Raw genomic sequence first — 22221 nt, forward strand, 5'->3', positions numbered from 1 at the left:
ATGGACAAATGGAACGAATCGCTTGCCAAACAGTTGCAAAACACGTTGGATGAAGACCAACTGACCCAATGCATGCGTTGCGGCTTTTGTCTCCCGGCTTGCCCCACTTACCGGGAAACCGGGTTTGAGGGAGCCTCTCCCCGGGGAAGAATCGCCTTGATGAAAGCGGTTTATGACGGTCAAATCAAGCCGGACCAAAACTTCATCAACCAAATCGACCTTTGTTTGGGTTGCCGTGCCTGCGAGCCGGCCTGCCCCGCCGGGGTTCCCTACGGGCAACTGTTGGAACAAACACGCGCGGCCATCCATCAAGAACGGCCGGGCAGCAAAAAAAGCCACATCCTGCAACAAATTTTGTTGCGGGATGTGATTTCGCATCCCCGCCGCTTAAAAGCGTTGGGTTCCCTGCTCCGTCTGTATCAGCGGTCCGGCATGCCCAAATGGATCAACAAGGTGCCTCTTTATCGCCTGTTGCCGGAGCCGGTCCGGGAAATGGAACGGATCCTGCCGGACGTGGAATCCCCCGCATTTTCCCCGGGAACCCGGGTATATCCTTCTTCCGGCAAAAAATCCGGACGGGTCGGTCTGTTTCTAGGTTGCGTCATGGATGTCCTCTTCAACCGGACCCATCGAAACACCATCCGGCTGTTGACGTCGGCGGGCTATGAAGTCGTAGTTCCTGGTGGTCAAAATTGTTGCGGCGCATTGCATGCCCATGCCGGGGACCGGGAGCAAGCCATCCGGCTGGCCAAACAAAACATCCAGGCTTTTGCCGGTGCAAAGGTGGATTTCATTTGCTCCAATGCAGGCGGATGCGGGGCCATGCTTGCCGAATATGCCGAGCTTTTCAAAGAAGAACCAAATTGGCGTGAACAAGCCCTCGAATTTCAGCGCAAAGTGAAAGATATCAGCGAACTGATTCTGGAACAAGCGGACTCCGGTTTGATCACCTTCTCCGCCGACCGGCACCAACGGATCACTTATCAGGATTCATGCCATTTAATCAACGGCATGCGGGTTTTTGCGCCGAGAACGTTGTTAAAGCAAGTCAAAAACACCACGTTTGTTGAATTGAAAGAAGCCAACCGGTGTTGCGGATCTGCCGGCATCTACAATTTATTGCAGACGGAAATGGCCAACCGTTTGTTGGACGAAAAAATGAATCATGTTAAAAACACGCAGGCAGATCTGTTGATCACCAGCAATCCGGGATGTTTTCTGCAAATGGCGTTGGGAGTGAAAAGGGCCGGATTGCAAAAACAAATCAAAGTCATGCACCTCGCTGACTTTCTGGCCTCCACCCTGCAACCCGGCGCAAAGAAACAAAAACATCCATCTTGATGAATTTGAAATGAAAATCTATGATTTGAATAAAAGCATTGGAACAGGTTACAATGCCACAAAACAATTCGTCGCCGCAAGAAAATCGTTGAGTGGTTTAAACGGAAAGATCACCGGGGTTTGAAAGCCCGGTTGTTCTTTCTTATCCGAGGGGAAGGATGATCCAAAAGAAGACTTGGAACGAATTTTTCAAACCGGATCAAGCGATCACCATCCAGGGGATCGCCAAATATTTTAATCACGTGATCCAAGAACAATGGGAAGTGATTTTGAAAGAATATCGCGAAGAATGGAACCGGAAATTTTATGAAATCGGGGAACAGGTGTACGGATTGTATCTGGGCAAGGTGTTAAACCCCGTGTTTCGTGAACTCTCGGAGGCTGGCTTTGTCACCAAACCAGGCTTTATTCTCCCCAACTCCATCGAACACTGGGGTCCGCCGGAAGAGCGGGAAAGATGCATGTGGTGTGTGGTGAAGGATCAAAACGGAACCCCATTGGGAACCTTGGTCCTCCGGGTGTTCCACTCCCATGTCCGATTTAACGTTCCTCATGCTCCGGATGTGTTCAGTCTGGAGGAAACAGAAAGAGAAGCGATCCAGAATGCCATCTGCAACGCTTCGGTCCGCCTGAACCAAAAAATACCGCGGGGTTTGGCAAGAGCAAAAAAACGACGGGTGGGAATACAGTGTGGAAACCGGCCTCGGCGATTACCTGAATGCCGGGCGCGGGGAAGTGTAAGTATCCTACCTGGACCATGCCCTCGCCTCCTGGGGAAGAAACGGCTGGGAACTGGTGTCTGTTGTTCCCCACGGAAATCGTTTGCTCGCTTTTTTCAAACGTCCGGTTCAAAAACAAAGCTGACTGCCAAAACGGGTCATCATTGGAATCCAGTCCAATGGATGACCCGTTTTTGACTTGAATGCCTGTTTTTCTCCTAGGAATATGGATCATTGGAAAATGAATCCTCTTCCCAATCGTTGTCATTTTCCCGGTAATGATCTCCTCCTTCCGGCACCGGATCCTCTTTTTTATGAATCCAATCAATTTCCGAAAAAGATGCGTGAAAATGGTCACGCGCAAGTTGTGCATAGCACTTCAGCAAATTCGCCTTTTTTTGTTCGGTTTGAATGGCCTGATGCACCAACCGGACGGTAAAATCCCCCGGTTTTTTTTCATTCAGATAGACATTCCGCAGATGGCGGACCAATTGTCCGGGAAAAAGCAACCGGGCATAAATCAAAGCATAATCGGCGTCGGTCAATTCCGATGCCTCCTGATAACCGCTCAGGATAATTTTGATCACTTCCGGGCTTTGGGTTCGTCCATAGGCATACATTAACCAGTCAGCGAGATCAGCCGCACGAACGTCGGCAACCATTTCATTCCAATCAATGAGCGCAAAAGCCCCATCCGGCTGGATTAACAGATTTCGCCTGTGCCAGCGTCCATGGCTGATGTTCCCGAACTTTTCCGTTTCCAGGCATAACTGGTCAAGCCCCGTTTTCACCGAATATTTCAACAAATTTTTCATCAAGCCCAGCGAATAATGGGAAACTTTCCGCCAGATTTCATCCAGTTCCGTGGGAACCGCTGTCCATCGGGCCGCCAAATGGAAAATTTCCATTTCTTTATACACTTGCAACCACCAATCGCCCCATTTCCCAATCCGGTTCCACGGATCGGGCATTTTCCGGTTTTCAAACCCGGCGGTTGCCAAATGAAAAGAAGCCATTCCCCTGGATAGTTGCCGCCACTCCTCCGCCTTGTTCAGTTGCGGAGTCTCTCCTTCCAGCCACGGGAGGAGAACATACGGATACCGGTAACCATCAAAAAAAATTTTTTTTCGTTTCGTCCGGACCGGATTTGGCATTCTAAACGACAGCCCTTTCTCCATCGACAAGAAATCAGCCAGTCGGGCAATCTGCTGCCAGCGGTCTTTTTCCCTCATCCGAACCCGTTTCAATACAAAAAAACCTTGGTCGGTTTCCAGCTTTAACACGCCTCCGACCGGTTCCACCGATACCAAGTCAAGTCCGTAATGATAGCGGATCCAGTCATCCAGCCGTTCTTCCCCGGTTAAGAAGGCCCACTCCTCTTTGTTTTTCAATACAGGCATTGATCCCTCACCTCTCATCCACCATGATATGTGCGGAGGCAAGGGATGGTTCCCTGTCACGCTTCGCGCTTGGAAGTCGGATGAATGACATCCAACCCGCCCGTCACTTGCAGGATGTTTCCCGTCACAAAATCGGATTTGTCTTCAAGCAAAAATTGAATCAACCGGGTCACATCCTCCCCCGAACCGGGCCGTCCACGCGGCGTTTCCCCGTCATCCAGCGCTTTGACCTCATCGATCCACATTTCTTTCCGTTCCTTGACGATATCCCCCGGACAAATCATGTTGACCGTGATTCCGTACGGCGCTTCTTCCACCGCCAAGGTTTTGGCAAAGGAAACCAATCCGGTTTTCGCCGCGGCATATACCGAGCGGTCCGGCCAGGCCGGGGCCTCCATCGCCCTGCCAAATCCAAAAAACAAAATCCTTCCCCACTTTTGCCTGCGCATCACCGGGATCACTGAATGCGCCATCCACATGGCACTTAACAAATTCCCTTCCACCATTTCCTCGATCTCGGCGGGTGTATGTTCAATAAACCATTTTCGTTCCCGAATAAACGGGCCGACCGCATGAATCAAAGCGTCAATCCGCCCGTACCGTTCCATGGTCTCTAAAACTACCTGACGGGCCGTTTCCCGACAGCGGAGATCTCCGACACTGATTTCGATCTCCGTCCCTTGGCGGGCCAGTTGATCCGCCCATTCATCCACTTCTTTTCTCCGGCGCCGGCAATTCACCATTAAAGACCATTGGTCCTGACTCAAAACCACGGCGGCCATTTTTCCCAAACCACCGGATCCTCCTGTTATCAATGCCACTTTCTTGTGACTCATTCCTGAAGGGACTCCTTCCTTTATCAAACTCATATTTCGATCGGTTACGGAAAAAATAATGTTCACGAGCTCCCGAAAGGAGAGATAGCATGGATCAAGAAGCATTTTCACCGGTTGCTGATGAAAAATGTTACCAAGCCACACTGGATTGGATTCAAAAACGGGGCGTCCGCCTTGAAGAGATTGCAGAACTCACTTTTTTCCTGCAGAAGGACTATATCCCGGATTTGACCATGGAGAAATGTCTTGAAAGCGTCCGTCACGTCCTCACCAAAAGAGAAGTCCAAAATGCAGTGATGACTGGCATTCAACTGGATATGCTCGCTGAAAAAAAACAGATTGAAGAACCTTTACTGAGTATCATCAACAATGATGAAGGATTATACGGAATCGACGAAATTTTATCCGTTGCCATTTTAAACGTTTACGGGAGCATCGGACTGACCAATTACGGTTACATCGACCGGATCAAACCCGGTGTGCTTGCCCGGTTAAACAATCATGACAGCAAACAAACGCACACCTTTTTGGACGATCTCGTGGGGGCCATTGCCGCTTCCGCATCCGCAAGAATCGCACACAGCCGCAGCTTTGGTCTGTAACGGAAAAGGCATGGAGCAAGGGGTGTTCTCCCATCGCTCCGTGCCTTTTTTCTCATTTCACAAAATAACGGTATTGGTCTTCGAACCACTCGCGGCAAATCTCTCCGTTGATTTTCAAGTATTCCAAATGAGCCAATGTTTCTGCCAAGGCAAACCGCAAATTGTGAATGTTCAAGTTGGTCCCGAACAAATCCCTGCACAGATCATACGCGGTGCAACGCCCATATGTTTTCAGCTTGTTCTTGATGGAAGCCAACCGTTTTTCATGATGGTCGATCAATGCGTCAATCCGCTCCCGGTAATGGGTAAACGATGATCCGTGGGCCGGAAACACCCGTTTCACCGGCAAGCTTTTCATTTTTCCCAGAGTTTGCAGATAAACTTGCAAGGGATTCGGGTGGCAAGCCGGCCATAAACTGATATTGGGAGTAATCTTCGGCAACAAGAAATCCCCGCCGATGAGAAATTCGCGTTCGGGATCATAGAAACTCAGATGACCGTCCGCATGGCCGGGGGTATGGAAGATGACATATTCACGGTCCCCCAGTCGAATCGTTTCCCCGGCCTCAATAAATTCCGGTTCGGGGTGAGGCTCCACCCATGGGTAAAAACTTTGCATATGGCCGGGAATTTGCGCGGTCCGTTCCGGCGTCAGCCCGTGTTTCGCGTAAAAATCAGCCAACTGCCCCGGCATGTTGCTTTCCCGGGAAAAGAAAAGCTGTGCCTGTTCAAAGTCGGTTTTGGACATATACACCGGAGCTTTCGTTTTTTGTTGCAACAGTCCGGCCAAACCGTAATGATCCGGATGATAATGGGTCAGGACAATCTTTTCCACATCCGCCCAAGACCAGTTCCCTTCTTTTTGTGCCTGCTCCCACCGGGCCAAATCCGCTTCGTCATGAAGGCCGGTGTCCACAATGGTGTATCCCGTCTTTCCTTTGATCAAATAAGCGTTAATGATCTTTAAAGCAAACGGCAAAGGAAGCGGTACTTCGATGATGTCCTCCCACTGTTTCATGAGGTTGTCTCCTCTCTCTTCATTTCATCCAGCTTGTCAAGCGATCCACCGCATAAGTAGCCTGAATCTCCGAACGTTTTGCCATTTCCGGGGTCGTGATTCCCGTGTAAACCAAAAGCGTATCCATCCCGCCGCGGACTCCTGCCAAAATATCGGTTTGCAAATTATCGCCGACCACAAGCACTTCGTCTTTCCGACAACCCAGTTTTTCAAGGGCGTAACGCATGATCACCGGTTCCGGTTTTCCGATAAAACGAGGTTCCACCCCCGCCGCCGCGGCGATGCCCATTGCCAGCGACCCGGATCCCGGCCAAAAACCTTCTTCAGTGGGCAAAGCCCGATCCGCATTGGTCCCGATCAATTCGGCTCCGGCCTGGATGCCCAAAAAAGCTTTTTTCATTTTTTCGTAGGTGAAATCGCGATCCAATCCCACCACCACTGCATCGGGATGGTCGTCGGTCACCACAAACCCGGCTTGTGTGATCGCTTGGTGAAGCCCTTCTTCCCCGACAATATAAACTGACTTCACATCCTCTTTTTCCTCCAGATAGCGGGCACAGGCCAACGATGAGGTATAAACCTGCTCCGCTTCTGCCGGAAAACCAAAGCGGTGCAACTTTTCAGCCACCTGTTCCGGCGAACGCGTCGAATTATTGGTCAAAAAAAGATAAGGAATTTGATCCTCATCAAGCCGTTTCACAAATTCCAAGGCTCCTGGTATCACTTGGTCACCGCGGTACAAGGTTCCATCCAGATCGATTAAGTATCCTTTGTATTGATTCATTTTTTCACACAACCTGTCACAATCATTCTTTTTCCTTCAGGAGAATAAGGTTCCCCGTCAAAATCCGAATAGACTTGCTTATGTTTTAAAGAGTATTTTTCCAACATGGAGATCAATTGTTCATAATCGTACATTTTGACCCGTTCCTGATAGGTGCGTTTTCCACGTTCATCGCTCAATTCGATCGACTTGCAGACAAAATCGCCTTCAATCCACCGTTTTTCCTTGGTCCATCGTCCGTCGACCTGCCGCCGGCTTTCCGGAACCAGGTTTCTCTCCACCGATGCCCGGTTTAAAAAATCAATCAAAAAGCGGCCACCCGGTTTCAACACCCTGGCAATTTCCGACAAAACCCGCTCATTGTCCGCGTCTTCTTTAAAATACCCGAACGAGGTGAACAAATTGAGCACCACGTCAAAAGACCCGTCAACAAAAGGCAGCATCCGCATATCCGCCCGGATAAACGGAATCGCCAGGTCTGCCGATTGTTCCAAGGCCTTTTTCAACAAAACCTCAGACAAATCAAGCCCGGCCACTTGATAACCCATTTTTTTCAGCGATATACTGTGGCGGCCCATTCCGCAGCACAGATCCAAAATCAAATCATCCCGGTTCAAATCCAGCCATTTGGCGGCTTGTTCTACCTCCTTGGATGCATCCTGCTGATTCCGGTGTTTATATACGATGAGATAGTCTTCTCCAAAACTTTCTTCATACCATTGCGGCATGGATTTCCCTCCTGCTTGTTTAAAAGGAACTATTCTCCTTGTAAATTGTATCACAAGTACCAGAAACTTCGAAAAAGAAAACGACACGCAACCCTCGTGCCGTTTTGAAAGTTTCCCTGTTTTCATTCCTTCCGCTCACGAATCACATAGACACAATTTTGTCCGCCCATCGCTTTGCATTCTTTCTGTTCCACCTTGGCATCCAACAGCTTGCAAAACCAATTCATTTCACATTGGCATGCCTGATTGTAAACACTGGCCACTTGTGAAATGGGACAATTGCATTCAACAAACCGGTAAACCCCTTCCCCTTCTTTTTCCCATTTCACCATGTATCCTTTTTCGTCCTGAAGTTCAGCCAGCCGTCTCACCTTTTCGTCCAAGCTCTTTCCTTGAAAATCAGACAAGTGTTCTTTCAGGAGGCGCTTCTCCCGGTTTTTGAAGACGGATTGGATCATCTCCTCTCCGTAATTCTCTTCCAAATCCTTCAGGATCTCCATCGCAAACCCGGCATACATTTTTGGAAAGTACTGCTCGGAACGTTCCGTGAGAAAGTATTGGTTGCTCGGTCTCCCCATGGACTTTCGAAGCAGTTGTGGCACAATCAATTGATCCCGCTCCAATTGGTTCATGTGCCGGCGGACCGCCATTTCCGTAACCCCCAACCGCTCGGCGATTTCGCTGACGGTCAAGCCTCCTTCGGTCTTGAGCATCGTCATGATCTGCATTCGTGTCGATCCGGTTTCATTCATTGCTTCCACCCCCTCCCCGCCATATGGTTTCTTTATAATTCTCTTTTCAGATAATCCTGTACTTGCACGCGGAACTCACGGTAAAGGCCGCTGTCTTTGAGAAACGGCTTCAGCTCGTCCAAGTCGACCTCAGTATAATACCGGACCAAGCGGTCCCGCAAATGGACATGTTCCTTTACCCGGTTGCCCACTTTTGAATCAATCACTTTTTCATCCAACAAAATGTCGACAATGTCCAGATATCCTCCGGGATCCCGCATGATAAACCCGTCAATCATGGCCGTTCCCACATCAATCATGCATTCCACGGCCAAGTGCAAAGCCCGCTCCAACGCAAAGCGGTCTTCTGTGTTTGAAGGCCCTTCTCCCAACCGTTCCAACACGATGGCGCATTGCTCCAAATGTTCCAACTGTTTTTCAATCCGCTCCACATCCACATCGTAAACCATGATTTTTCCCCTCTTTCTGCCGGTTTCCAACCGCGATAAATGTATCCTTCAAACAAAAATTATAAGGGAAGCCTGTTCAAGAATAAATGAAAACGATCCAACAAAGATTAATAGTAAATTTCCTGTAAAGGAGGATCCGTGTGATGCAGATCTCCACCAAAGATCTTTCGTACTTGAGCGATGAAATGTCCTGGGAACTTCTGGCGATGAAAAAATGTAATCACTTCGCCCAAGAGTGCCAGGATGAACAAGTTCGCCAACTGCTTCACCAAGTTGGCCAAATGCATCAAAATCACTACGAAATGCTTTTGAATCAATTACAACAAGCCACAGGACCGACCGGAGCGCCCGGCGCCGGAAATCCGTCGGTCACACAATAAGGGAGGGAATGATTAATGCAATCCACACCCCAACAAAACATGGGACCTCAGCAGTCAACCGGATTGCCGCAAGTGAAAGGTCCGGAGTTGAATGACCGGGACCGGATCAATGATATCCTGGCCACGGAAAAATATTTGGCATACGGTTACAACACAGCCTGCCATGAAGCAAGCCATGAAGGATTGTTTCAATTACAGATGCAGTGTTTGTCGGATGTCCAAAAAGCCAGCCGCGAACTGTTCAATCTGATGCATCAGAAAGGATGGTACAAACTCGAAGCGGCACAACCTGATAAAATCAGCCAGAAATTCCAGCAATTCAGCAACTACCGTACACAATTCCCCTATTCCTGAAGGATAAACCTCTCCTGCTTCCAGAAGCGGAGAGGTTTTTTCTGTCCGTTGAACAAGGAAATTGTCAGCAAATGACTTCCTTTGTCAGAAGGAAGGAATTTATTTACAGGTCTCGAAATCGTTAACAAATATACAGCGAAAAAAGGAGGATTCGGTTATGGCAGAGTCACACATGACCACCAAAGAAGCCGCTGAACAACTGCAAGTCCACGCCCGCACCATCCGGAAATGGATTGATACTTTTGAAGAATATATTCAACCCGATATCAACGAACGGGGGCATTATCTGTTATCCAAAGAAAGCTTTCAACGCCTGTCCCACATTAAAAGCCGGCTGCAAGAACCGCACCGTTCCATGAAACAAGTCAAAGAGGAATTGATCCAGGAAGGGAAAATGAGCCCTTATCCCGCTTCCCCCTCCCAGGAGTTCATGGAAGAGACGGAAAGATGCTTGCAAGACATGATGGATATGATGGATGGCATGACCGATTTATTGGAAGAGATGACGAACCGGATCAATCATATCGAAAAGCATATGATGAACTTGTTTAATTCCCTGGATGAAATGCAACATAAACTGTTGTCCGTCCAATATGAATCCGCCTCTTCCAACGAAGTTCACCAAATGTTCGATGAAATCCGGAAAAAACAGGATCAATTGCGAATGGAGCTGCGCAATGTGACCTTCACTCAACGGCTGACAGCGGCAACTGGGGAACAGGGACTATTGCCCAGGCGGCAGAAAAAAGCCCGTTTTTTCGGACTCTTATAATGGATCCTTTTCATGTATAATGGGGTCAAACGACGACAAAGGAGCAAAAAAGATGGAAAATCAGGACCTCATGGTTTTATATGATGAAAAGGAAAACACCCGTACCCGTTTTGTCAGTTTTGCCGGGAACACCAACCGGTTTGACCTTGCCATTACCTTTACGGATCGTTTCTACGGCAAACTTTTGGTTTTGGATCTCCAATCCAACCGGTTTGCCATTATCGGCCCGGACGACGTGGATGAGCCGGGTTATCTGGAAGAAGTGTATCAATTGAAAGAAGACGAAGCGGATGAATTACGGCAATTTTTGCATACCCTTGTTTAAAACGTATAACCTTCCTTTGGTTCACACAACTTAATCCCAAAGGGAGGAACTGTGCATGAAAAAAAAGCAGAATTTCCGGGAACTGAAAACGGTGGAATCACAACAAAACGAGCTTGTTCCGGAAGAATTTCCCGAAGGACCTTACGGGGCGGCTGTCAGCGGCAAGCCGGGAAAATCATCTCCCTGGCGGCCCACACAACACGCTTCTCCCCGTTTTACATATGAAATGCGGGAGTTTCATGAGGGGTTGCAACGGCATTTTCCAGGCAGCCATCCGACCCACGATGATCCCGATGATCATGAATAAACCCGCTTTCCATCGCAAACCGGCCCGCCGCTTGAGTCACGACGGGCCGGTTTGTCGTTAACTTTTTGCTTTTGGATTCACTTTTTTCAACACAAAATAGGCACAGCCAAAATTGCAAAATTCATTGAGATATTCCTCCAAATAACTGATTTTGGTATCAGCCGTGGCACGTGACCGGTGATCGGCAAAAAATCCTTTTAACCGCAGTTGTCCGTACCCCCAATCCCCGACAATATAATCGTATTTGTCCAGAATTTCGCTAAAACGGCGTTTAAACGCTTCCGGATCCCATCCTTCCCGATGGTTGGTCAATAACTCATACTCATGGCCATGTATATAAATTCGCTCCATAACGACCTACCTTTTCCATTACAAATCTCTACTTATATGTTACCATATCCCTCCTATTTTCCGGAAAAATTTAGCCCGTTATGACCGCCTCCTTTTGGGCAGTTTATAAAACAAAAGGAGGGAATGGCATGAAACGATGGATCGTCTTTTTACTCTCTGGCCTCTTTGTTTTTTCCCTGACCGCTTGTTCCCCTGACAACCGGGGAGAAAACGAAGGAAATCAGGGAATGGAAAATCAAAGTTATGAAGAACCTCTTTACCGTGAACAAAACAATGACACACGCATCGGCAGAACGAGCAACGATTCAATCAACGGGAACGAAGAAGCACGCGGCGGGGGACAAAACGAAATCGGATATTTCAAATACAACCCTCAAAATTATGACGAAAAAAGCGCGGGAAAAACCAATGTGTTTGTGGATCGTCCTTTGCTGGCAAGACATATCGCGGAAATGGTGACCAACCTGCCCAATGTCAAAGACGCGACCGCACTGGTCACGGATGACCGCGTGTTCATCGGCGTGAACACAAAGAACGGGAAAGTCGACCCGAAGACCGTCAAAGAAGCGAAACGTACGGCCGAAAGCTTAACCCCCCGTTATTACCGGGTTCATGTGACCAGCGACAAAAATCTGAATGAGAAAATCACCAACATCGGGATGCGGATGTCCACCAATAACGATGTGGAAGGTGTCCGGGGAGATTTGGAAGATCTGTTGCGTCGATTGGGAGACGACACCCCTCCGGACGTCAACGAACAAATCGAACCCAACGGACGCCGGGATATCAACCCGCTGGAAAAATAAACAAAAGCAGTGTCATCCCGTAAGGACGGCACTGCTTTTGTTGATTCAAGCCATTTTTTCTTCACTTTGTTTTGCAGACCGGACTTGTTCATGCGCATGATAAGAGCTGCGCACCAGCGGACCGGATTCGACGTGGGAAAAGCCCATTTCCAACCCGATCTCTTTCCATTTTTCAAATTCCTCCGGAGTGTAATACCGTTCGATTTTCAAGTGCTTTTTCGTCGGTTGCAAATATTGGCCAATGGTGACAATGTCCACTTGGTGATCGCGAAGATCCTGCATCGCTTCCACCACTTCTTCAAAGGTTTCCCCCACTCCGACCATGAGGCTGGATTTGGTGGGAACATCCGGTTGCATTTCTTTGGCCCGCTTCAATAATTCCAAGGAACGGTCGTATTTTGCTTTGGAACGGACCCGGTCGGAACGGCGGCGAACCGTTTCAATATTGTGATTCAAAATATCGGGTTTTGCATCCATCACGACTTTTAAGGCATCCCAATTCCCTTGGAAATCAGGGATCAGTACTTCCACACTGGTAAATGGATTCCGTTTGCGGATGGCTTTGATGGTTGCGGCAAAAATGGCAGCCCCGCCATCTTTCAAGTCATCCCTGGCCACGGATGTGACAACGGCATGACGAACACCCATCTGTTCAACCGCTTCCGCCACACGTTGCGGTTCGGCCCAGTCCAGTTCGGTTGGGAGCCCGGTTTTCACGGCGCAGAAACGGCAGGCCCGGGTGCAGATATCCCCCAAAATCATGAAAGTCGCGGTTCGGTTTGCCCAACATTCATAAATGTTCGGGCAACGCGCTTCTTCACAAACCGTATGCAGGGTTTTTCCCCGCATCATCTTTTTTAATTCGCGGAAATTTTCATTGGTGGTTAAACGCACTTTCAGCCATTCAGGTTTCCGCTGCCGGGTTTTTGCTTTGTTATCGCTTGCCACTTGAATCCCTCCACAATCAAAATCGACACCAAACCGCCCTTCCCAGCCTTGCAAAAAATTTCACAAAGTACAAGAGGGAACAGCCGGATCGTTTCCATTTTCACCATTGCAAAAAAATGTTTTTTCCACAAGTGTTTTTATCATTTTCACTTAAAATGGCAAAATCGATGTTCCTTTATACTATAACGCAAAAAATCATTTTTGCATAATCAAAAGACCAGCCGTGCATCAAGCTGGTCTTTCATTGGTGCTGACGGATCAAAAGATAAATGAAATAAGGGGCGCCGATCACGGCGGTAAACACGCCTGCCGGGATCTCCGCCGGCGCCATGACGGTCCGGCCGATCATATCGGCCACCATGACAAAAACGGCCCCCAACAATCCGGACAGAGGCAACATCGCCCCATACGAAGCCCCCACCAACCGCCGGGCCAAATGCGGCGCAATCAAGCCCACAAAACTGATTCCCCCGGCAAACGCCACTCCCGATCCGGCCAGACCGGTACTCAACAACAAGAACCCGATCCGTATCCGGTCACTGTTTCCCCCGAGCCCTTTGACCACTTCTTCTCCCAACTGCCCGCTGTTCAGATGGCGGGAAAACAGCAAGGCGACCGAAATCAAAATTAAAAGCCAGGGCCACAAGACCGCCACTTGGTCCCAATTGCTCCCGTAAACTGTTCCGGTGATCCACATTTTGGACTGGCTGGCATGGAAAACGGGTCCAAACAAAATAATGAGATTGGTCAATGCCTGGGTTGCCGTATAAAAGCCGATTCCCATCAGGACCAAACGAAGCGGGGAAACCCCCCGGTTCCATGAAAGAAAATAAATAAGCGCTCCAACCACGGAAGCCCCGATGAAAGCGGCAAACGGAACCCAAAATAAATGAATGGACAATGTACTGGACCAGTCGCTGAAAAAAGTGATCACGCCAACCGCACCCACGGAAGCACCGCCGGTCACCCCGATAATATCCGGAGAAGCCAAAGGGTTTCGGATCACCGCCTGCAAGATCGCTCCGGACAGGGCCAGTGCCGCCCCGGACATCATGGCGATCAAGATCCTTGGAAATCTCAGCGTCAGAATGACAAAAGCATTTTCCCCCCGGCCGAAGAAAGCCTGAATCACGTCCTGCAAAGAAACCGGGGTTTCCCCGATCATCAACCCGGCAGTGAAAATCAACCCCGTCAGCACGGCAAACAAACTGATGATCCACACCGCTTTTTTGTCCATCATGACGGAGAACCGGCTGCAACGCACGGAAAAATAACGCTTCATCCCCGCACCCTCCCTTTTCGTCTGGCCAAATAGATAAAGAACGGCGTTCCGATCAATGCCGTCATCACGCCGACCGGAATGGGCTGTTGCTGCATGATCAGCCGCCCCAGTATGTCTGCAATTAAAAGCAAGTTGGCACCGTACACCAAACAATAAGGAAAGAGCCAGCGATGATCATTCCCGACCAGCACACGAACCAAATGCGGCACAATCAGCCCGACAAAAACAACCGGACCGGCAACGGCTACCGATCCGCCCGCTGAAAATGCAATCATGACCACACCCAAAAGCTTGATGATTCCGACATTCATCCCCAGTCCTCTGGCCACATCATCCCCCATCATGAGCACATTAAAAGCCCGTGCCAAACAAAGCGCCATCACCGCGCCGGCCAAAAGAAACGGAAAAACCGGAATCGCCAAATCCAAACTCCGGCCTTCCACCGATCCGACCAGCCAAAACAACAATTCTTCCAAACTTCTTTCATTCATGGTCAAAAATCCTTGTGTAAGCGATGAAAAAAGCGCCATCACCGCAGCGCCGGCCAAGGTCAACTTCACCGGCGTCATTCCGTCCCGGCCGGCCGATCCCAATATATACACGATGAAAATGGCAAACGCGGCCCCGGCAAAACCCATCACCATCAAAGTGGACATCACAGTGACGGAAAATAATGACACCGCCAAAACAATAAACAAACCCGCTCCCTGGTTCACGCCTAACGTTGAAGGCGAGGCCAGCGGATTCCGGGTCAAAGCCTGCATCACCGCACCGGCAACAGCCAAACTGGCTCCCACTGCCACGGCAATGATCGTCCTGGGTACCCGGGTTGTCCGGACGATCAAATGTTCATTGGTGTTTTGAAAGTCAGTAAAGGATTCAATCACCGTTTCAAACGGGACCGGTGTCACCCCGACACTGATACTTGCCACACTGAGGAAACCGGCCAAAAATATTCCCAAAATCAGTCCCGTCCATTTCCATCCCTTGGTTGAAAAAATTTCGTCCATGCCCGTCCCCTTTCTGTCCAACCCTTTTCCCCCGGTAAACACGCATTTTTTCTTTTAAAAATCAATTTAAGTCTATGTGATCCGCTAAAAAGTGTCAACGATTTTGAAAATCATTATCAAATAGATTTGACAAGATTGTTACATTTCCCTATAGTAAAAATGCACGATAAATGATAATCATTTTCAATTAGAAAGGAGTCAAAACATGTCCCGTTGGATCAAAAACGGAATCCTCTTTTGCTTGCTTCTGTCTCTCATTGCCACCGGATGCACCAACTCCTCCACCACCACAGAAAATAACTCACCCACCCGGTCGATTGAGCATGCCATGGGAACCACTCAAGTTCCTGAGCATCCCAAACGAATCGTGGTGCTGACTAATGAAGGTTTGGAAGCCCTGTTGTCAATCGGGATCAAACCCGTGGGTGCGGTTCAAGGGTTTACCCCGGACGGGGGTCTGTGGTATGACCACCTGGAGCCGGAAATGTCCAGTGTAAAATCCGTGGGGACGGAACTTCAGCCCAATCTGGAAACCATTGCCGGTTTAAAACCCGATTTAATTATCGGCAACAAAGTGCGACAGGAAAAAGTGTATAACCAGTTGAGTGCCATTGCGCCCACCGTATTCGCCGAAGATCTCACCGGGGATTGGAAAGAAAATTTCAAGCTGTACGCCAAAACTGTGGGACAGGAAAAGAAGGCGGAAGAAGTCTTGGACGAGTATCACAAAAAGGTGGAAGCCGTACGGAAAAATGCCGGAGATTTAATCAATAAAGAAGTATCCGTTGTCCGATTTGTAGCTGGAAACACCCGTCTTTATCAATTGGACAGTTTTTCGGGAGTCATTTTAAAAGATATTGGCTTTAAACGTCCGGAAATCCAAAACAAAAACGATTTCGCCGCCGTGATCACCAAAGAACAAATTCCTCAGGCAGACGGGGATATTCTTTTCTACTTTACTTATAACTATGGGGATACCCAAGGTGATGCTCAAGAAAAAGAATTCACTTCCGATCCGCTTTGGAAAAACTTGAAAGCCGTAAAAAACAATATGGTTTTTAAAGTGGATGATGTGATTTGGAACACTGCGGGAGGAGCCAAAGCCGCTTTCTTGATGCTGGATCAGTTAAATCAGCACATCAATGAAATCAAACAAAGAAAGTCTACTGCATCCGAATAAACAGCCTGCCACCGGGCTGTTTTTTCTGTGCATAATTTTTCCCGGGCCGTGCAAACTATTCTTATCATTCACTTAAGACACATGGTGATTCACATGATGAAACAGTTGATCACACTCGCACTCTTTCTTGCGTTTCTCTTTCCTTTCCCGTCTGCCGTCGCCACCGGCCGGAATCAAACGGATCAAGAGGAACTTCTGCATCTGTTTGAAGCCATGGAATCCGTATCCGGAGTCCCTTGGTATTATCTGGCGGCGGTCAACCAGTATGAAAAAAACATCCGGCAAAACCGGAACCAAGCCAAAGATGACAAAGCAAAAAGCAACGACCGGAAATTATTGTCCATTCAAATTCCGCAAGAACGTTGGGCCGGGAAACTGAATCCGGATCCGGATGACAACATTCCGGAGTCGATTTCATTTTTTCAAGGCATCGGCCGGGACGGAAACGGCGACCGTCTGGCAGATCGACAGAATGATATCGACGTCCTGTATTCCGTCGCTCTCTACCTGTCCGAAAACGGAGTGGAAGAAGACCAGATCCGAACCAGATTATGGGACTATTACCAACATCCCGTGGCAGTGGATGTGATCACCCATATTGCGAAAATTTATCAAAAATTCGACCGATTGGATTTGGAAGAAAAAAAATTTCCGATTCCGATCCAATATAATTACACATACCATGATACCTGGGGCGACCGCCGCGGTTGGGGCGGGTTGCGCATTCATGAAGGGACGGATATTTTTGCCGGTTACGGAACTCCCGTATTAAGCACCTGCTACGGCTATGTGGAATTGATCGGTTGGAACCGCTATGGCGGTTGGCGGATCGGAATTCGCGACATCCATAACAATTATCACTATTTCGCCCATCTGAACCATTTTCGCAAAGGGCTGAAAAAAGGGGATATCGTCCGCCCCGGAGACTTGATCGGAACGGTGGGCTCTTCCGGATACGGCCCTCCGGGAACCTCCGGTAAGTTCCCTCCGCATTTGCATTATGGCATCTACCGTTTTAACGGGGAAAACACATACTCGTTTGACCCCTATCCCCAACTGAAAAAATGGGAACGGGAAGCTTACAAACTAAAAAAGCAAAAAAAGAAAAAATCCGCTACGTTCAAAAACACCTGGAAATGGATTGATTGAGGAATGAATGGAAAAAGCATGGTGTGTTTTATACACCATGCTTAAAAACCCGTTCACATGTCATTAAGAATTGGAATCCGATTTTTTGCGAAGATTCGAATGTTCATATCCGTACACGAGGTAAAAGATGAGTCCTGCAGCAAACCAACCGAGGAAACGGATCCACGTCATCACCTCGAGATTGAAAGCCAAAACACAACAGAAGATAATAGCCAAAATCGGGACATACGGAACCAGCGGAGTTTTAAATTTCCGAGGCAAATCCGGCTGTTTGTAACGCAGGACAATCACAGCGACCGAGATGAGGACAAAGGCCGCCAATGTTCCCAAGTTGACCAGTTCGGCAAGCTGATCCAAAGGAACAAACGCGCCGAGGAATGCGGCAATCAATCCCAACGTCCAAGTGGAAACATACGGTGTGCGGTATTTTTTATGCACTTTGGACAAAAACTTCGGCATCAATCCGTCCCGGGACATCGCAAAAATGATCCGGATTTGGCCGTACAACATGACCAACATGACCGTGATCATGCCGATGGCGGCCCCCAAGCTGACAATCCCGACCAGCCAATCCTGTCCGGTCATGCTGATGGCATAGGCAACCGGGGCATCGGCATGCTTTTCAAACTGTTGAAACGGAACAATTCCCGTCATCAATGCAGACACAATCATATAAAGCAGGGTGACGATCCCAAGCGACCACAGAATTCCTTTCGGCAGATCTTTTGCCGGATTTTTGGTTTCCTCTGCCGCCGTACTCACCGCATCAAACCCCAGATAAGAAAAGAAGATCAGTGCGGCACCTTGAAATACGCCTTTGATTCCAAACGGCATGAAGGGAGTCCAGTTCTCCGGCTTCACATAAAAGGCACCCACCAGAATAAAGAGCAAAATCACTGCCACTTTGATCAGAACCATGATATTGTTGACTCTTTTCGATTCTTTCACGCCGATGGAAAGCAACCAAGTAATGAAGAGGATGATCAAAAAAGCCGGCAAATTCAAGATGCTTGTGCCGTCAATCAGGGGGGACTGGGTTAACACATGCGGAATTTCGATTCCAAAACCGGCCAGCAAGGACTGGAAATAACCGGACCAACCCACCGAGACCGAACTGACGGCAAGCAAATACTCCAGAATCAAATCCCAACCGATCACCCAGGCAAAAAATTCTCCCAGTGTGGCATAGCTGTAGGTGTAGGTGGATCCGGACACAGGAACCAATGAGGCAAATTCAGCATAAGTAAATGCGGCAAGCAAACACGTAAATCCCGCAATAATAAAAGAGAGCGGCAGTGCCGGTCCGGTGACCAGGGAGCCCACCCCGGTCAATACAAAAATTCCCGTCCCGATAATCGCCCCAACGCCCAGCATCGCCAGATCCACAGCGTTTAATTCTTTGCGGAGCGTGGTGCCTTGTTGAGTCGTTTGAATCATTTCCTGAATGCTCTTCTTGCGGAAAATCTCCACTCAGAAACCCCCTAACCCTTTTTGGTTTAGAAAAATCTTTCTTATTAAATTATTTCGAAAATAAAACTTTGTATATATTATATATTAAATTTTTGTAAAATTAAATAATGAATTATTCCATATAAGAAGAATTCATCAAATAAAAAATCCCCTTTGAAACCGTTGTTATCAAAGGGGTTTGATCCTTTGCGGCTGGTTTAATCCACATTGACATTTTTGTCTTGTTTTTCCAAAGCGGCTAAAATCGCATCCGGCTGCAATCCCTCGATGGCCTGACCATGCACGACCGTCACCGGGACGCCCAAAAATCCCATTTTTTTCACTTCTTCCAAGTAGGCCGGATTTTTTGAGCAATCTCTTTCTTCATACGGAATTTTATAGTCATTCAAAAACCGCTTCAGTACATTGCATTCCAAACAATGGGGTCTCGAATAAACGATTACTTTCAATGTCAGACACTCCTTTAATCCTCATGATCCCGCGCAAGCAAACTGTCCGTTTTCCGTTTATAATGTGGCTAGAGCCTAAATAGTCCATCAAACTGGGAGAGATGCAATTTGTATAGAAATTTACGTCAGTTCATCCAAAAATTAAAAGCTGAAGACGAGCTCGTGGAAATCCATGCAGAAGTGGATCCCTTCCTCGAGTTGGCAGAAATACACCGCCGCGTGATCGAAGAAGGCGGACCTGCTTTATTATTTACACAGGTAAAAGGAAGTTCCTTCCCGGTGGTCACTAATTTATTCGGCACCCCCCGGCGGGTGGAAATGGCATTTGGCCCGCGTCCCGAGCAATTGATGAAACAAATCGTATCGCTCATGGACAAGTTGATGCCCCCGACCCCGAAAGCCATTTGGAACGAACGGAACGTCTTCAAAGAGCTCTTGAAAGTCGGCCTTAAAACCGTGCCGGCCAACAAAGCGCCGGTTTTGGAAACCAAACAAAACGAAACGGATCTCACCCGGCTTCCGGTGATCACTTCATGGCAGGAAGACGGCGGCCCTTTCATCACGCTTCCGCTCGTGTATACAGAGCATCCCCAAAGCAAACAACACAATCTTGGCATGTACCGCATGCAAATTTTTGACAAACAAACCACCGGCATGCATTGGCAAATCCATAAAGGCGGGGGATTTCACCACTATGAAGCCGAAAAACGAAATGAACCGTTGCCGGTCCATGTTCACCTGGGCGGGCCTCCGGCACTGATTGCCTCGGCCATTGCACCGGTTCCGGAATTTTTGCCTGAATTGATCCTGACCTCCTTGATCATGGGCGAAAAACTGCCGGTCGTCACCGGTAAAAACGGCTATCCTTTCATTGCGGAAGCGGAATTTGTGCTGACAGGGAGTGTTCCCCCGCATGAACGCCGTTTGGAAGGGCCGTTTGGGGATCATTACGGTTACTATTCCCTGGCACATGAATTTCCCGTCTTCCATGTGAAAGAAGTTTATCATCGCAAAGATGCGATATATCCCGCCACGGTTGTGGGCAAACCCCGTCAGGAAGATTATTACATGGGCGAGTTTTTGCAACGGTTGTTGTCCCCGGCTTTCCCCATGGTTATGCCCGGTGTGCGTGATTTATGGACGTATTCTGAAACCGGCTTCCATTCGCTGGCTGCAGCCGTTGTACGCGAAAGCTACCAGCGTGAGGTGCTGGCCAACGCTTTCCGGATCTTGGGCGAAGGGCAGCTGACGCTCACCAAGTTCTTGATCTTAACCGATCAGTCGGTATCGCTCGGGGATTTCCCGAAATTATTTGAAACCGTTCTTGAACGGATGGATCCGGCCACCGATTTGTTCATCTTTAACCACACTTCGATGGACACCCTTGATTATACCGGTAAACGGCTCAATCATGGAAGCAAAGCCGTCCTGATCGGCACCGGGGAACCGAAACGCACGTTGCCGGCATCCTTTCACGGGCCGGATATGAAAGGCATCCGCGACGCCCGGGTGTATTGCAAAGGTGCCCTCGTTCTGGAAGCGGAACCTTATGAACAAAATCCAAAACTGGCAGAACAGATCCTCCGCGACCATAAAGAGGACTTGGCCGGGTGGCCCTTTGTCTTTTTGGTGGATGACATCGAGGCGGCTAGCGGGCAAACCGCATTTTTGTGGACCATTTTCACCCGGTTCAATCCGGCATTTGACATCCATGCACAAACCCGGTTTCAACATCATCATCCACATTACCAATTCCCCTTCATCGTGGATGCACGAATGAAGCCGGGATACCCGGATGAACTGGTGCCCGACCCTTCCATCACAAAGAAAGTGGACGAACGCTGGAAAGAATATTTTGGTTCCTAAAGAATACAAAAACGGTGTGTCCCGAAACCGGGCACACCGTTTTCTTACTGTTTCATCCGCGGATCAAAAAGATCCCTGAGACCGTCTCCCAACAGATTAAACCCGAGAACCGTCAACATCATGGCCACTCCCGGAAAAATCATGGTCCAAGGTGCGAGCTGGATGAATTCACGCGAATCGGACAACATGGTTCCCCATTCCGGCTGGGGAGGTTGGGCTCCCAAGCCCAAAAACCCGAGCGCCGCGGCCTCGATCACCGCCGTGGCAAATCCCAGCGTCCCTTGCACCATGATCGGTGTCCAGCAATTGGGCAAGATATGTTTCCATAAAATGCGGCTGTTCTTCATCCCCAACGCTTTGGCCGCCAGAATATAATCTTCCGCCTTGACGCTTAACACTCTGGAACGCATCAACCGACCAAAGTTGGGGATATTGATGATGGCAATCGCAATCAAAGCATTGTTCAAGCTCGGCCCCAGCATGGCCACAATGGCAATGGCCAGCAAAATACTCGGAAAAGCAAGCAGAATATCAAACAAACGGGAAATGACCGAATCGACCCATTTGCCGTAATAACCGGCAATCAATCCCAAAAAACTCCCGATCACGATGGACCCGGTGATCGCCACAAAACCGATCCACAAGGAAATCCGCGCTCCATACACCACCCGGGTAAAAATGTCCCGTCCCAAATCATCCGTTCCAAACCAATGGGACGACGACGGGGGCTGTAATGTATCCGGACTGGAAGATTGATAGTCATAAGGAGTCAAGACCGGGGCAAAAATCGCCAGCAAGATAAAAATCATCACCAAAGAAGTGCCAATGAGCGCCGAACGGTGCCGGACAAAAGCTTGAAAAAAATCACGAAGAGAATGGGTTTCCGTGTTTTCTTCCAGACCCATTTCACCGGCTGCATCGGGAGCGGGCGGCTGAATTCCGG

26 protein-coding genes are annotated in these 22221 nt (G+C 48.7%); 12 read left to right on the forward strand and 14 right to left on the reverse strand.

The annotated features are described in order from the left end of the window. Both I8U23_RS11060 and I8U23_RS11065 read left to right on the forward strand, forming a co-directional pair. A complete protein-coding gene (locus I8U23_RS11060) occupies positions 1 to 1341 on the forward strand; it encodes a (Fe-S)-binding protein (protein WP_049719665.1) in 1341 nt (446 codons plus the stop codon). Between the two features lie 158 nt (positions 1342 to 1499). Beyond that, on the forward strand, positions 1500 to 2258 hold the full coding sequence (locus I8U23_RS11065; protein WP_049719664.1) for a DUF6022 family protein: 759 nt from the start codon (positions 1500 to 1502) through the stop codon (positions 2256 to 2258). A 20-nt stretch (positions 2259 to 2278) separates the two neighbouring features. Here I8U23_RS11065 and I8U23_RS11070 read toward each other — a convergent pair whose 3' ends face one another. Beyond that, the gene (locus tag I8U23_RS11070) at positions 2279 to 3460 is read right to left on the reverse strand and encodes a phosphotransferase (protein ID WP_198051052.1); all 1182 of its coding nucleotides are present in this window, start codon (positions 3458 to 3460) and stop codon (positions 2279 to 2281) included. A 56-nt stretch (positions 3461 to 3516) separates the two neighbouring features. Further along, a complete protein-coding gene (locus I8U23_RS11075; protein WP_037994140.1) occupies positions 3517 to 4296 on the reverse strand; it encodes an SDR family oxidoreductase in 780 nt (259 codons plus the stop codon). 89 nt (positions 4297 to 4385) lie between these two features. On the opposite strand from I8U23_RS11075, the gene I8U23_RS11080 reads away from it, so the two are divergent. Next, on the forward strand, positions 4386 to 4898 hold the full coding sequence (locus tag I8U23_RS11080; RefSeq protein WP_037994138.1) for a phosphatidylglycerophosphatase A family protein: 513 nt from the start codon (positions 4386 to 4388) through the stop codon (positions 4896 to 4898). A 52-nt stretch (positions 4899 to 4950) separates the two neighbouring features. On the opposite strand, the gene I8U23_RS11085 is transcribed toward I8U23_RS11080, so the two are convergent. The 5 genes from I8U23_RS11085 to I8U23_RS11105 all read right to left on the reverse strand — a co-directional run bounded on the left by I8U23_RS11085 (position 4951) and on the right by I8U23_RS11105 (position 8629). Beyond that, positions 4951 to 5916: an MBL fold metallo-hydrolase gene (locus I8U23_RS11085; protein WP_049719662.1), complete on the reverse strand. Its 966-nt coding sequence runs from the start codon at positions 5914 to 5916 to the stop codon at positions 4951 to 4953. 19 nt (positions 5917 to 5935) lie between these two features. Further along, entirely contained in the window at positions 5936 to 6700 is a 765-nt protein-coding gene (locus tag I8U23_RS11090; RefSeq protein WP_049719661.1) for a TIGR01457 family HAD-type hydrolase, read from the reverse strand. Further along, the gene (locus I8U23_RS11095) at positions 6697 to 7428 is read right to left on the reverse strand and encodes a class I SAM-dependent methyltransferase (RefSeq protein WP_198051053.1); all 732 of its coding nucleotides are present in this window, start codon (positions 7426 to 7428) and stop codon (positions 6697 to 6699) included. Before I8U23_RS11095 ends, I8U23_RS11090 begins: the two co-directional genes overlap by 4 nt. A 122-nt stretch (positions 7429 to 7550) precedes the next feature. Next, positions 7551 to 8180 carry a helix-turn-helix transcriptional regulator gene (locus tag I8U23_RS11100; RefSeq protein WP_049719659.1) on the reverse strand — a complete coding sequence of 210 codons (630 nt, stop codon included), beginning with the start codon at positions 8178 to 8180 and terminating at the stop codon, positions 7551 to 7553. A gap of 32 nt (positions 8181 to 8212) precedes the next feature. Continuing rightward, positions 8213 to 8629 (reverse strand): DUF86 domain-containing protein, encoded by a 417-nt coding sequence (locus I8U23_RS11105; RefSeq protein WP_037994135.1) that lies wholly within the window; start codon positions 8627 to 8629, stop codon positions 8213 to 8215. A 143-nt stretch (positions 8630 to 8772) separates the two neighbouring features. Between I8U23_RS11105 and I8U23_RS11110 the strand changes: the two genes are divergently transcribed. The 5 genes from I8U23_RS11110 (at position 8773) to I8U23_RS11130 (ending at position 10767) form a co-directional block, all read left to right on the forward strand. Beyond that, positions 8773 to 9009, forward strand: a complete 237-nt coding sequence (locus I8U23_RS11110) for a spore coat protein (RefSeq protein ID WP_049719658.1) — start codon at positions 8773 to 8775, stop codon at positions 9007 to 9009. 15 nt (positions 9010 to 9024) lie between these two features. Beyond that, on the forward strand, positions 9025 to 9363 hold the full coding sequence (locus I8U23_RS11115; protein ID WP_049719657.1) for a spore coat protein: 339 nt from the start codon (positions 9025 to 9027) through the stop codon (positions 9361 to 9363). Between the two features lie 157 nt (positions 9364 to 9520). Next, a complete protein-coding gene (locus I8U23_RS11120; RefSeq protein WP_037994131.1) occupies positions 9521 to 10135 on the forward strand; it encodes a MerR family transcriptional regulator in 615 nt (204 codons plus the stop codon). Positions 10136 to 10187: 52 nt separating this feature from the next. Beyond that, positions 10188 to 10460 (forward strand): DUF3055 domain-containing protein, encoded by a 273-nt coding sequence (locus tag I8U23_RS11125; RefSeq protein ID WP_082813455.1) that lies wholly within the window; start codon positions 10188 to 10190, stop codon positions 10458 to 10460. A 55-nt stretch (positions 10461 to 10515) separates the two neighbouring features. Beyond that, positions 10516 to 10767 (forward strand): hypothetical protein, encoded by a 252-nt coding sequence (locus tag I8U23_RS11130; protein ID WP_037994129.1) that lies wholly within the window; start codon positions 10516 to 10518, stop codon positions 10765 to 10767. 57 nt (positions 10768 to 10824) lie between these two features. On the opposite strand, the gene I8U23_RS11135 is transcribed toward I8U23_RS11130, so the two are convergent. Then, the gene (locus tag I8U23_RS11135) at positions 10825 to 11118 is read right to left on the reverse strand and encodes a YutD family protein (protein ID WP_037994127.1); all 294 of its coding nucleotides are present in this window, start codon (positions 11116 to 11118) and stop codon (positions 10825 to 10827) included. 128 nt (positions 11119 to 11246) lie between these two features. Here I8U23_RS11135 and I8U23_RS11140 point away from each other — a divergent pair, with 128 nt between their 5' ends. Further along, positions 11247 to 11924 carry a YhcN/YlaJ family sporulation lipoprotein gene (locus tag I8U23_RS11140; protein ID WP_037994126.1) on the forward strand — a complete coding sequence of 226 codons (678 nt, stop codon included), beginning with the start codon at positions 11247 to 11249 and terminating at the stop codon, positions 11922 to 11924. A gap of 45 nt (positions 11925 to 11969) precedes the next feature. Here the strand turns inward: I8U23_RS11140 and lipA are convergent, their stop codons facing one another. The 3 genes from lipA to I8U23_RS11155 form a co-directional block, all read right to left on the reverse strand. Further along, positions 11970 to 12872, reverse strand: coding sequence for a lipoyl synthase (gene lipA, locus I8U23_RS11145; protein ID WP_049719656.1), 903 nt, complete (start codon positions 12870 to 12872; stop codon positions 11970 to 11972). A 241-nt stretch (positions 12873 to 13113) separates the two neighbouring features. After that, on the reverse strand, positions 13114 to 14154 hold the full coding sequence (locus I8U23_RS11150; protein WP_037994121.1) for a FecCD family ABC transporter permease: 1041 nt from the start codon (positions 14152 to 14154) through the stop codon (positions 13114 to 13116). Continuing rightward, positions 14151 to 15164, reverse strand: coding sequence for a FecCD family ABC transporter permease (locus I8U23_RS11155; RefSeq protein ID WP_049719718.1), 1014 nt, complete (start codon positions 15162 to 15164; stop codon positions 14151 to 14153). The genes I8U23_RS11150 and I8U23_RS11155 overlap by 4 nt, the downstream gene beginning before the upstream one ends. A gap of 205 nt (positions 15165 to 15369) precedes the next feature. On the opposite strand from I8U23_RS11155, the gene I8U23_RS11160 reads away from it, so the two are divergent. Together I8U23_RS11160 and I8U23_RS11165 are read left to right on the forward strand one after the other, a co-directional pair. Next, complete coding sequence (locus I8U23_RS11160) at positions 15370 to 16344, forward strand: ABC transporter substrate-binding protein (RefSeq protein ID WP_052186653.1); 975 nt, start codon at positions 15370 to 15372, stop codon at positions 16342 to 16344. Positions 16345 to 16437: 93 nt separating this feature from the next. Next, positions 16438 to 17493, forward strand: coding sequence for a M23 family metallopeptidase (locus I8U23_RS11165; RefSeq protein WP_049719653.1), 1056 nt, complete (start codon positions 16438 to 16440; stop codon positions 17491 to 17493). Positions 17494 to 17556: 63 nt separating this feature from the next. Here the strand turns inward: I8U23_RS11165 and bcaP are convergent, their stop codons facing one another. Continuing rightward, positions 17557 to 18963 (reverse strand): branched-chain amino acid transporter BcaP, encoded by a 1407-nt coding sequence (gene bcaP / locus I8U23_RS11170; protein WP_037994119.1) that lies wholly within the window; start codon positions 18961 to 18963, stop codon positions 17557 to 17559. A 197-nt stretch (positions 18964 to 19160) separates the two neighbouring features. Continuing rightward, positions 19161 to 19412 (reverse strand): glutaredoxin family protein, encoded by a 252-nt coding sequence (locus I8U23_RS11175; protein ID WP_049719652.1) that lies wholly within the window; start codon positions 19410 to 19412, stop codon positions 19161 to 19163. 108 nt (positions 19413 to 19520) lie between these two features. Between I8U23_RS11175 and I8U23_RS11180 the strand changes: the two genes are divergently transcribed. Then, positions 19521 to 21278, forward strand: a complete 1758-nt coding sequence (locus I8U23_RS11180) for a menaquinone biosynthesis decarboxylase (protein WP_037994115.1) — start codon at positions 19521 to 19523, stop codon at positions 21276 to 21278. Between the two features lie 44 nt (positions 21279 to 21322). Here I8U23_RS11180 and nikC read toward each other — a convergent pair whose 3' ends face one another. Further along, a complete protein-coding gene (gene nikC / locus I8U23_RS11185) occupies positions 21323 to 22183 on the reverse strand; it encodes a nickel transporter permease (protein WP_049719716.1) in 861 nt (286 codons plus the stop codon). Between the last annotated feature and the right edge of the window lie 38 nt (positions 22184 to 22221).

It is taken from the genome of Thermoactinomyces sp. CICC 10735, assembly GCF_016055175.1.
Taxonomy (GTDB): domain Bacteria; phylum Bacillota; class Bacilli; order Thermoactinomycetales; family Thermoactinomycetaceae; genus Thermoactinomyces; species Thermoactinomyces vulgaris.

Coding starts and splice junctions, on each gene's coding strand:
- I8U23_RS11125 (WP_082813455.1), top strand. CDS start 10,188: ATGGAAAATCAGGACCTCATGGTTTTATATGATGAAAAGGAAAACACC.
- I8U23_RS11060 (WP_049719665.1), top strand. CDS start 1: ATGGACAAATGGAACGAATCGCTTGCCAAACAGTTGCAAAACACGTTG.
- nikC (WP_049719716.1), bottom strand. CDS start 22,183: ATGGGTCTGGAAGAAAACACGGAAACCCATTCTCTTCGTGATTTTTTT.
- I8U23_RS11115 (WP_049719657.1), top strand. CDS start 9,025: ATGCAATCCACACCCCAACAAAACATGGGACCTCAGCAGTCAACCGGA.
- I8U23_RS11065 (WP_049719664.1), top strand. CDS start 1,500: ATGATCCAAAAGAAGACTTGGAACGAATTTTTCAAACCGGATCAAGCG.
- I8U23_RS11140 (WP_037994126.1), top strand. CDS start 11,247: ATGAAACGATGGATCGTCTTTTTACTCTCTGGCCTCTTTGTTTTTTCC.
- I8U23_RS11070 (WP_198051052.1), bottom strand. CDS start 3,460: ATGCCTGTATTGAAAAACAAAGAGGAGTGGGCCTTCTTAACCGGGGAA.
- I8U23_RS11155 (WP_049719718.1), bottom strand. CDS start 15,164: ATGGACGAAATTTTTTCAACCAAGGGATGGAAATGGACGGGACTGATT.
- I8U23_RS11110 (WP_049719658.1), top strand. CDS start 8,773: ATGCAGATCTCCACCAAAGATCTTTCGTACTTGAGCGATGAAATGTCC.
- I8U23_RS11090 (WP_049719661.1), bottom strand. CDS start 6,700: ATGAATCAATACAAAGGATACTTAATCGATCTGGATGGAACCTTGTAC.
- I8U23_RS11095 (WP_198051053.1), bottom strand. CDS start 7,428: ATGCCGCAATGGTATGAAGAAAGTTTTGGAGAAGACTATCTCATCGTA.
- I8U23_RS11165 (WP_049719653.1), top strand. CDS start 16,438: ATGATGAAACAGTTGATCACACTCGCACTCTTTCTTGCGTTTCTCTTT.
- I8U23_RS11135 (WP_037994127.1), bottom strand. CDS start 11,118: ATGGAGCGAATTTATATACATGGCCATGAGTATGAGTTATTGACCAAC.
- I8U23_RS11075 (WP_037994140.1), bottom strand. CDS start 4,296: ATGAGTCACAAGAAAGTGGCATTGATAACAGGAGGATCCGGTGGTTTG.
- I8U23_RS11160 (WP_052186653.1), top strand. CDS start 15,370: ATGTCCCGTTGGATCAAAAACGGAATCCTCTTTTGCTTGCTTCTGTCT.
- I8U23_RS11105 (WP_037994135.1), bottom strand. CDS start 8,629: ATGGTTTACGATGTGGATGTGGAGCGGATTGAAAAACAGTTGGAACAT.
- I8U23_RS11085 (WP_049719662.1), bottom strand. CDS start 5,916: ATGAAACAGTGGGAGGACATCATCGAAGTACCGCTTCCTTTGCCGTTT.
- I8U23_RS11080 (WP_037994138.1), top strand. CDS start 4,386: ATGGATCAAGAAGCATTTTCACCGGTTGCTGATGAAAAATGTTACCAA.
- I8U23_RS11130 (WP_037994129.1), top strand. CDS start 10,516: ATGAAAAAAAAGCAGAATTTCCGGGAACTGAAAACGGTGGAATCACAA.
- I8U23_RS11150 (WP_037994121.1), bottom strand. CDS start 14,154: ATGAAGCGTTATTTTTCCGTGCGTTGCAGCCGGTTCTCCGTCATGATG.
- I8U23_RS11100 (WP_049719659.1), bottom strand. CDS start 8,180: ATGAATGAAACCGGATCGACACGAATGCAGATCATGACGATGCTCAAG.
- I8U23_RS11120 (WP_037994131.1), top strand. CDS start 9,521: ATGGCAGAGTCACACATGACCACCAAAGAAGCCGCTGAACAACTGCAA.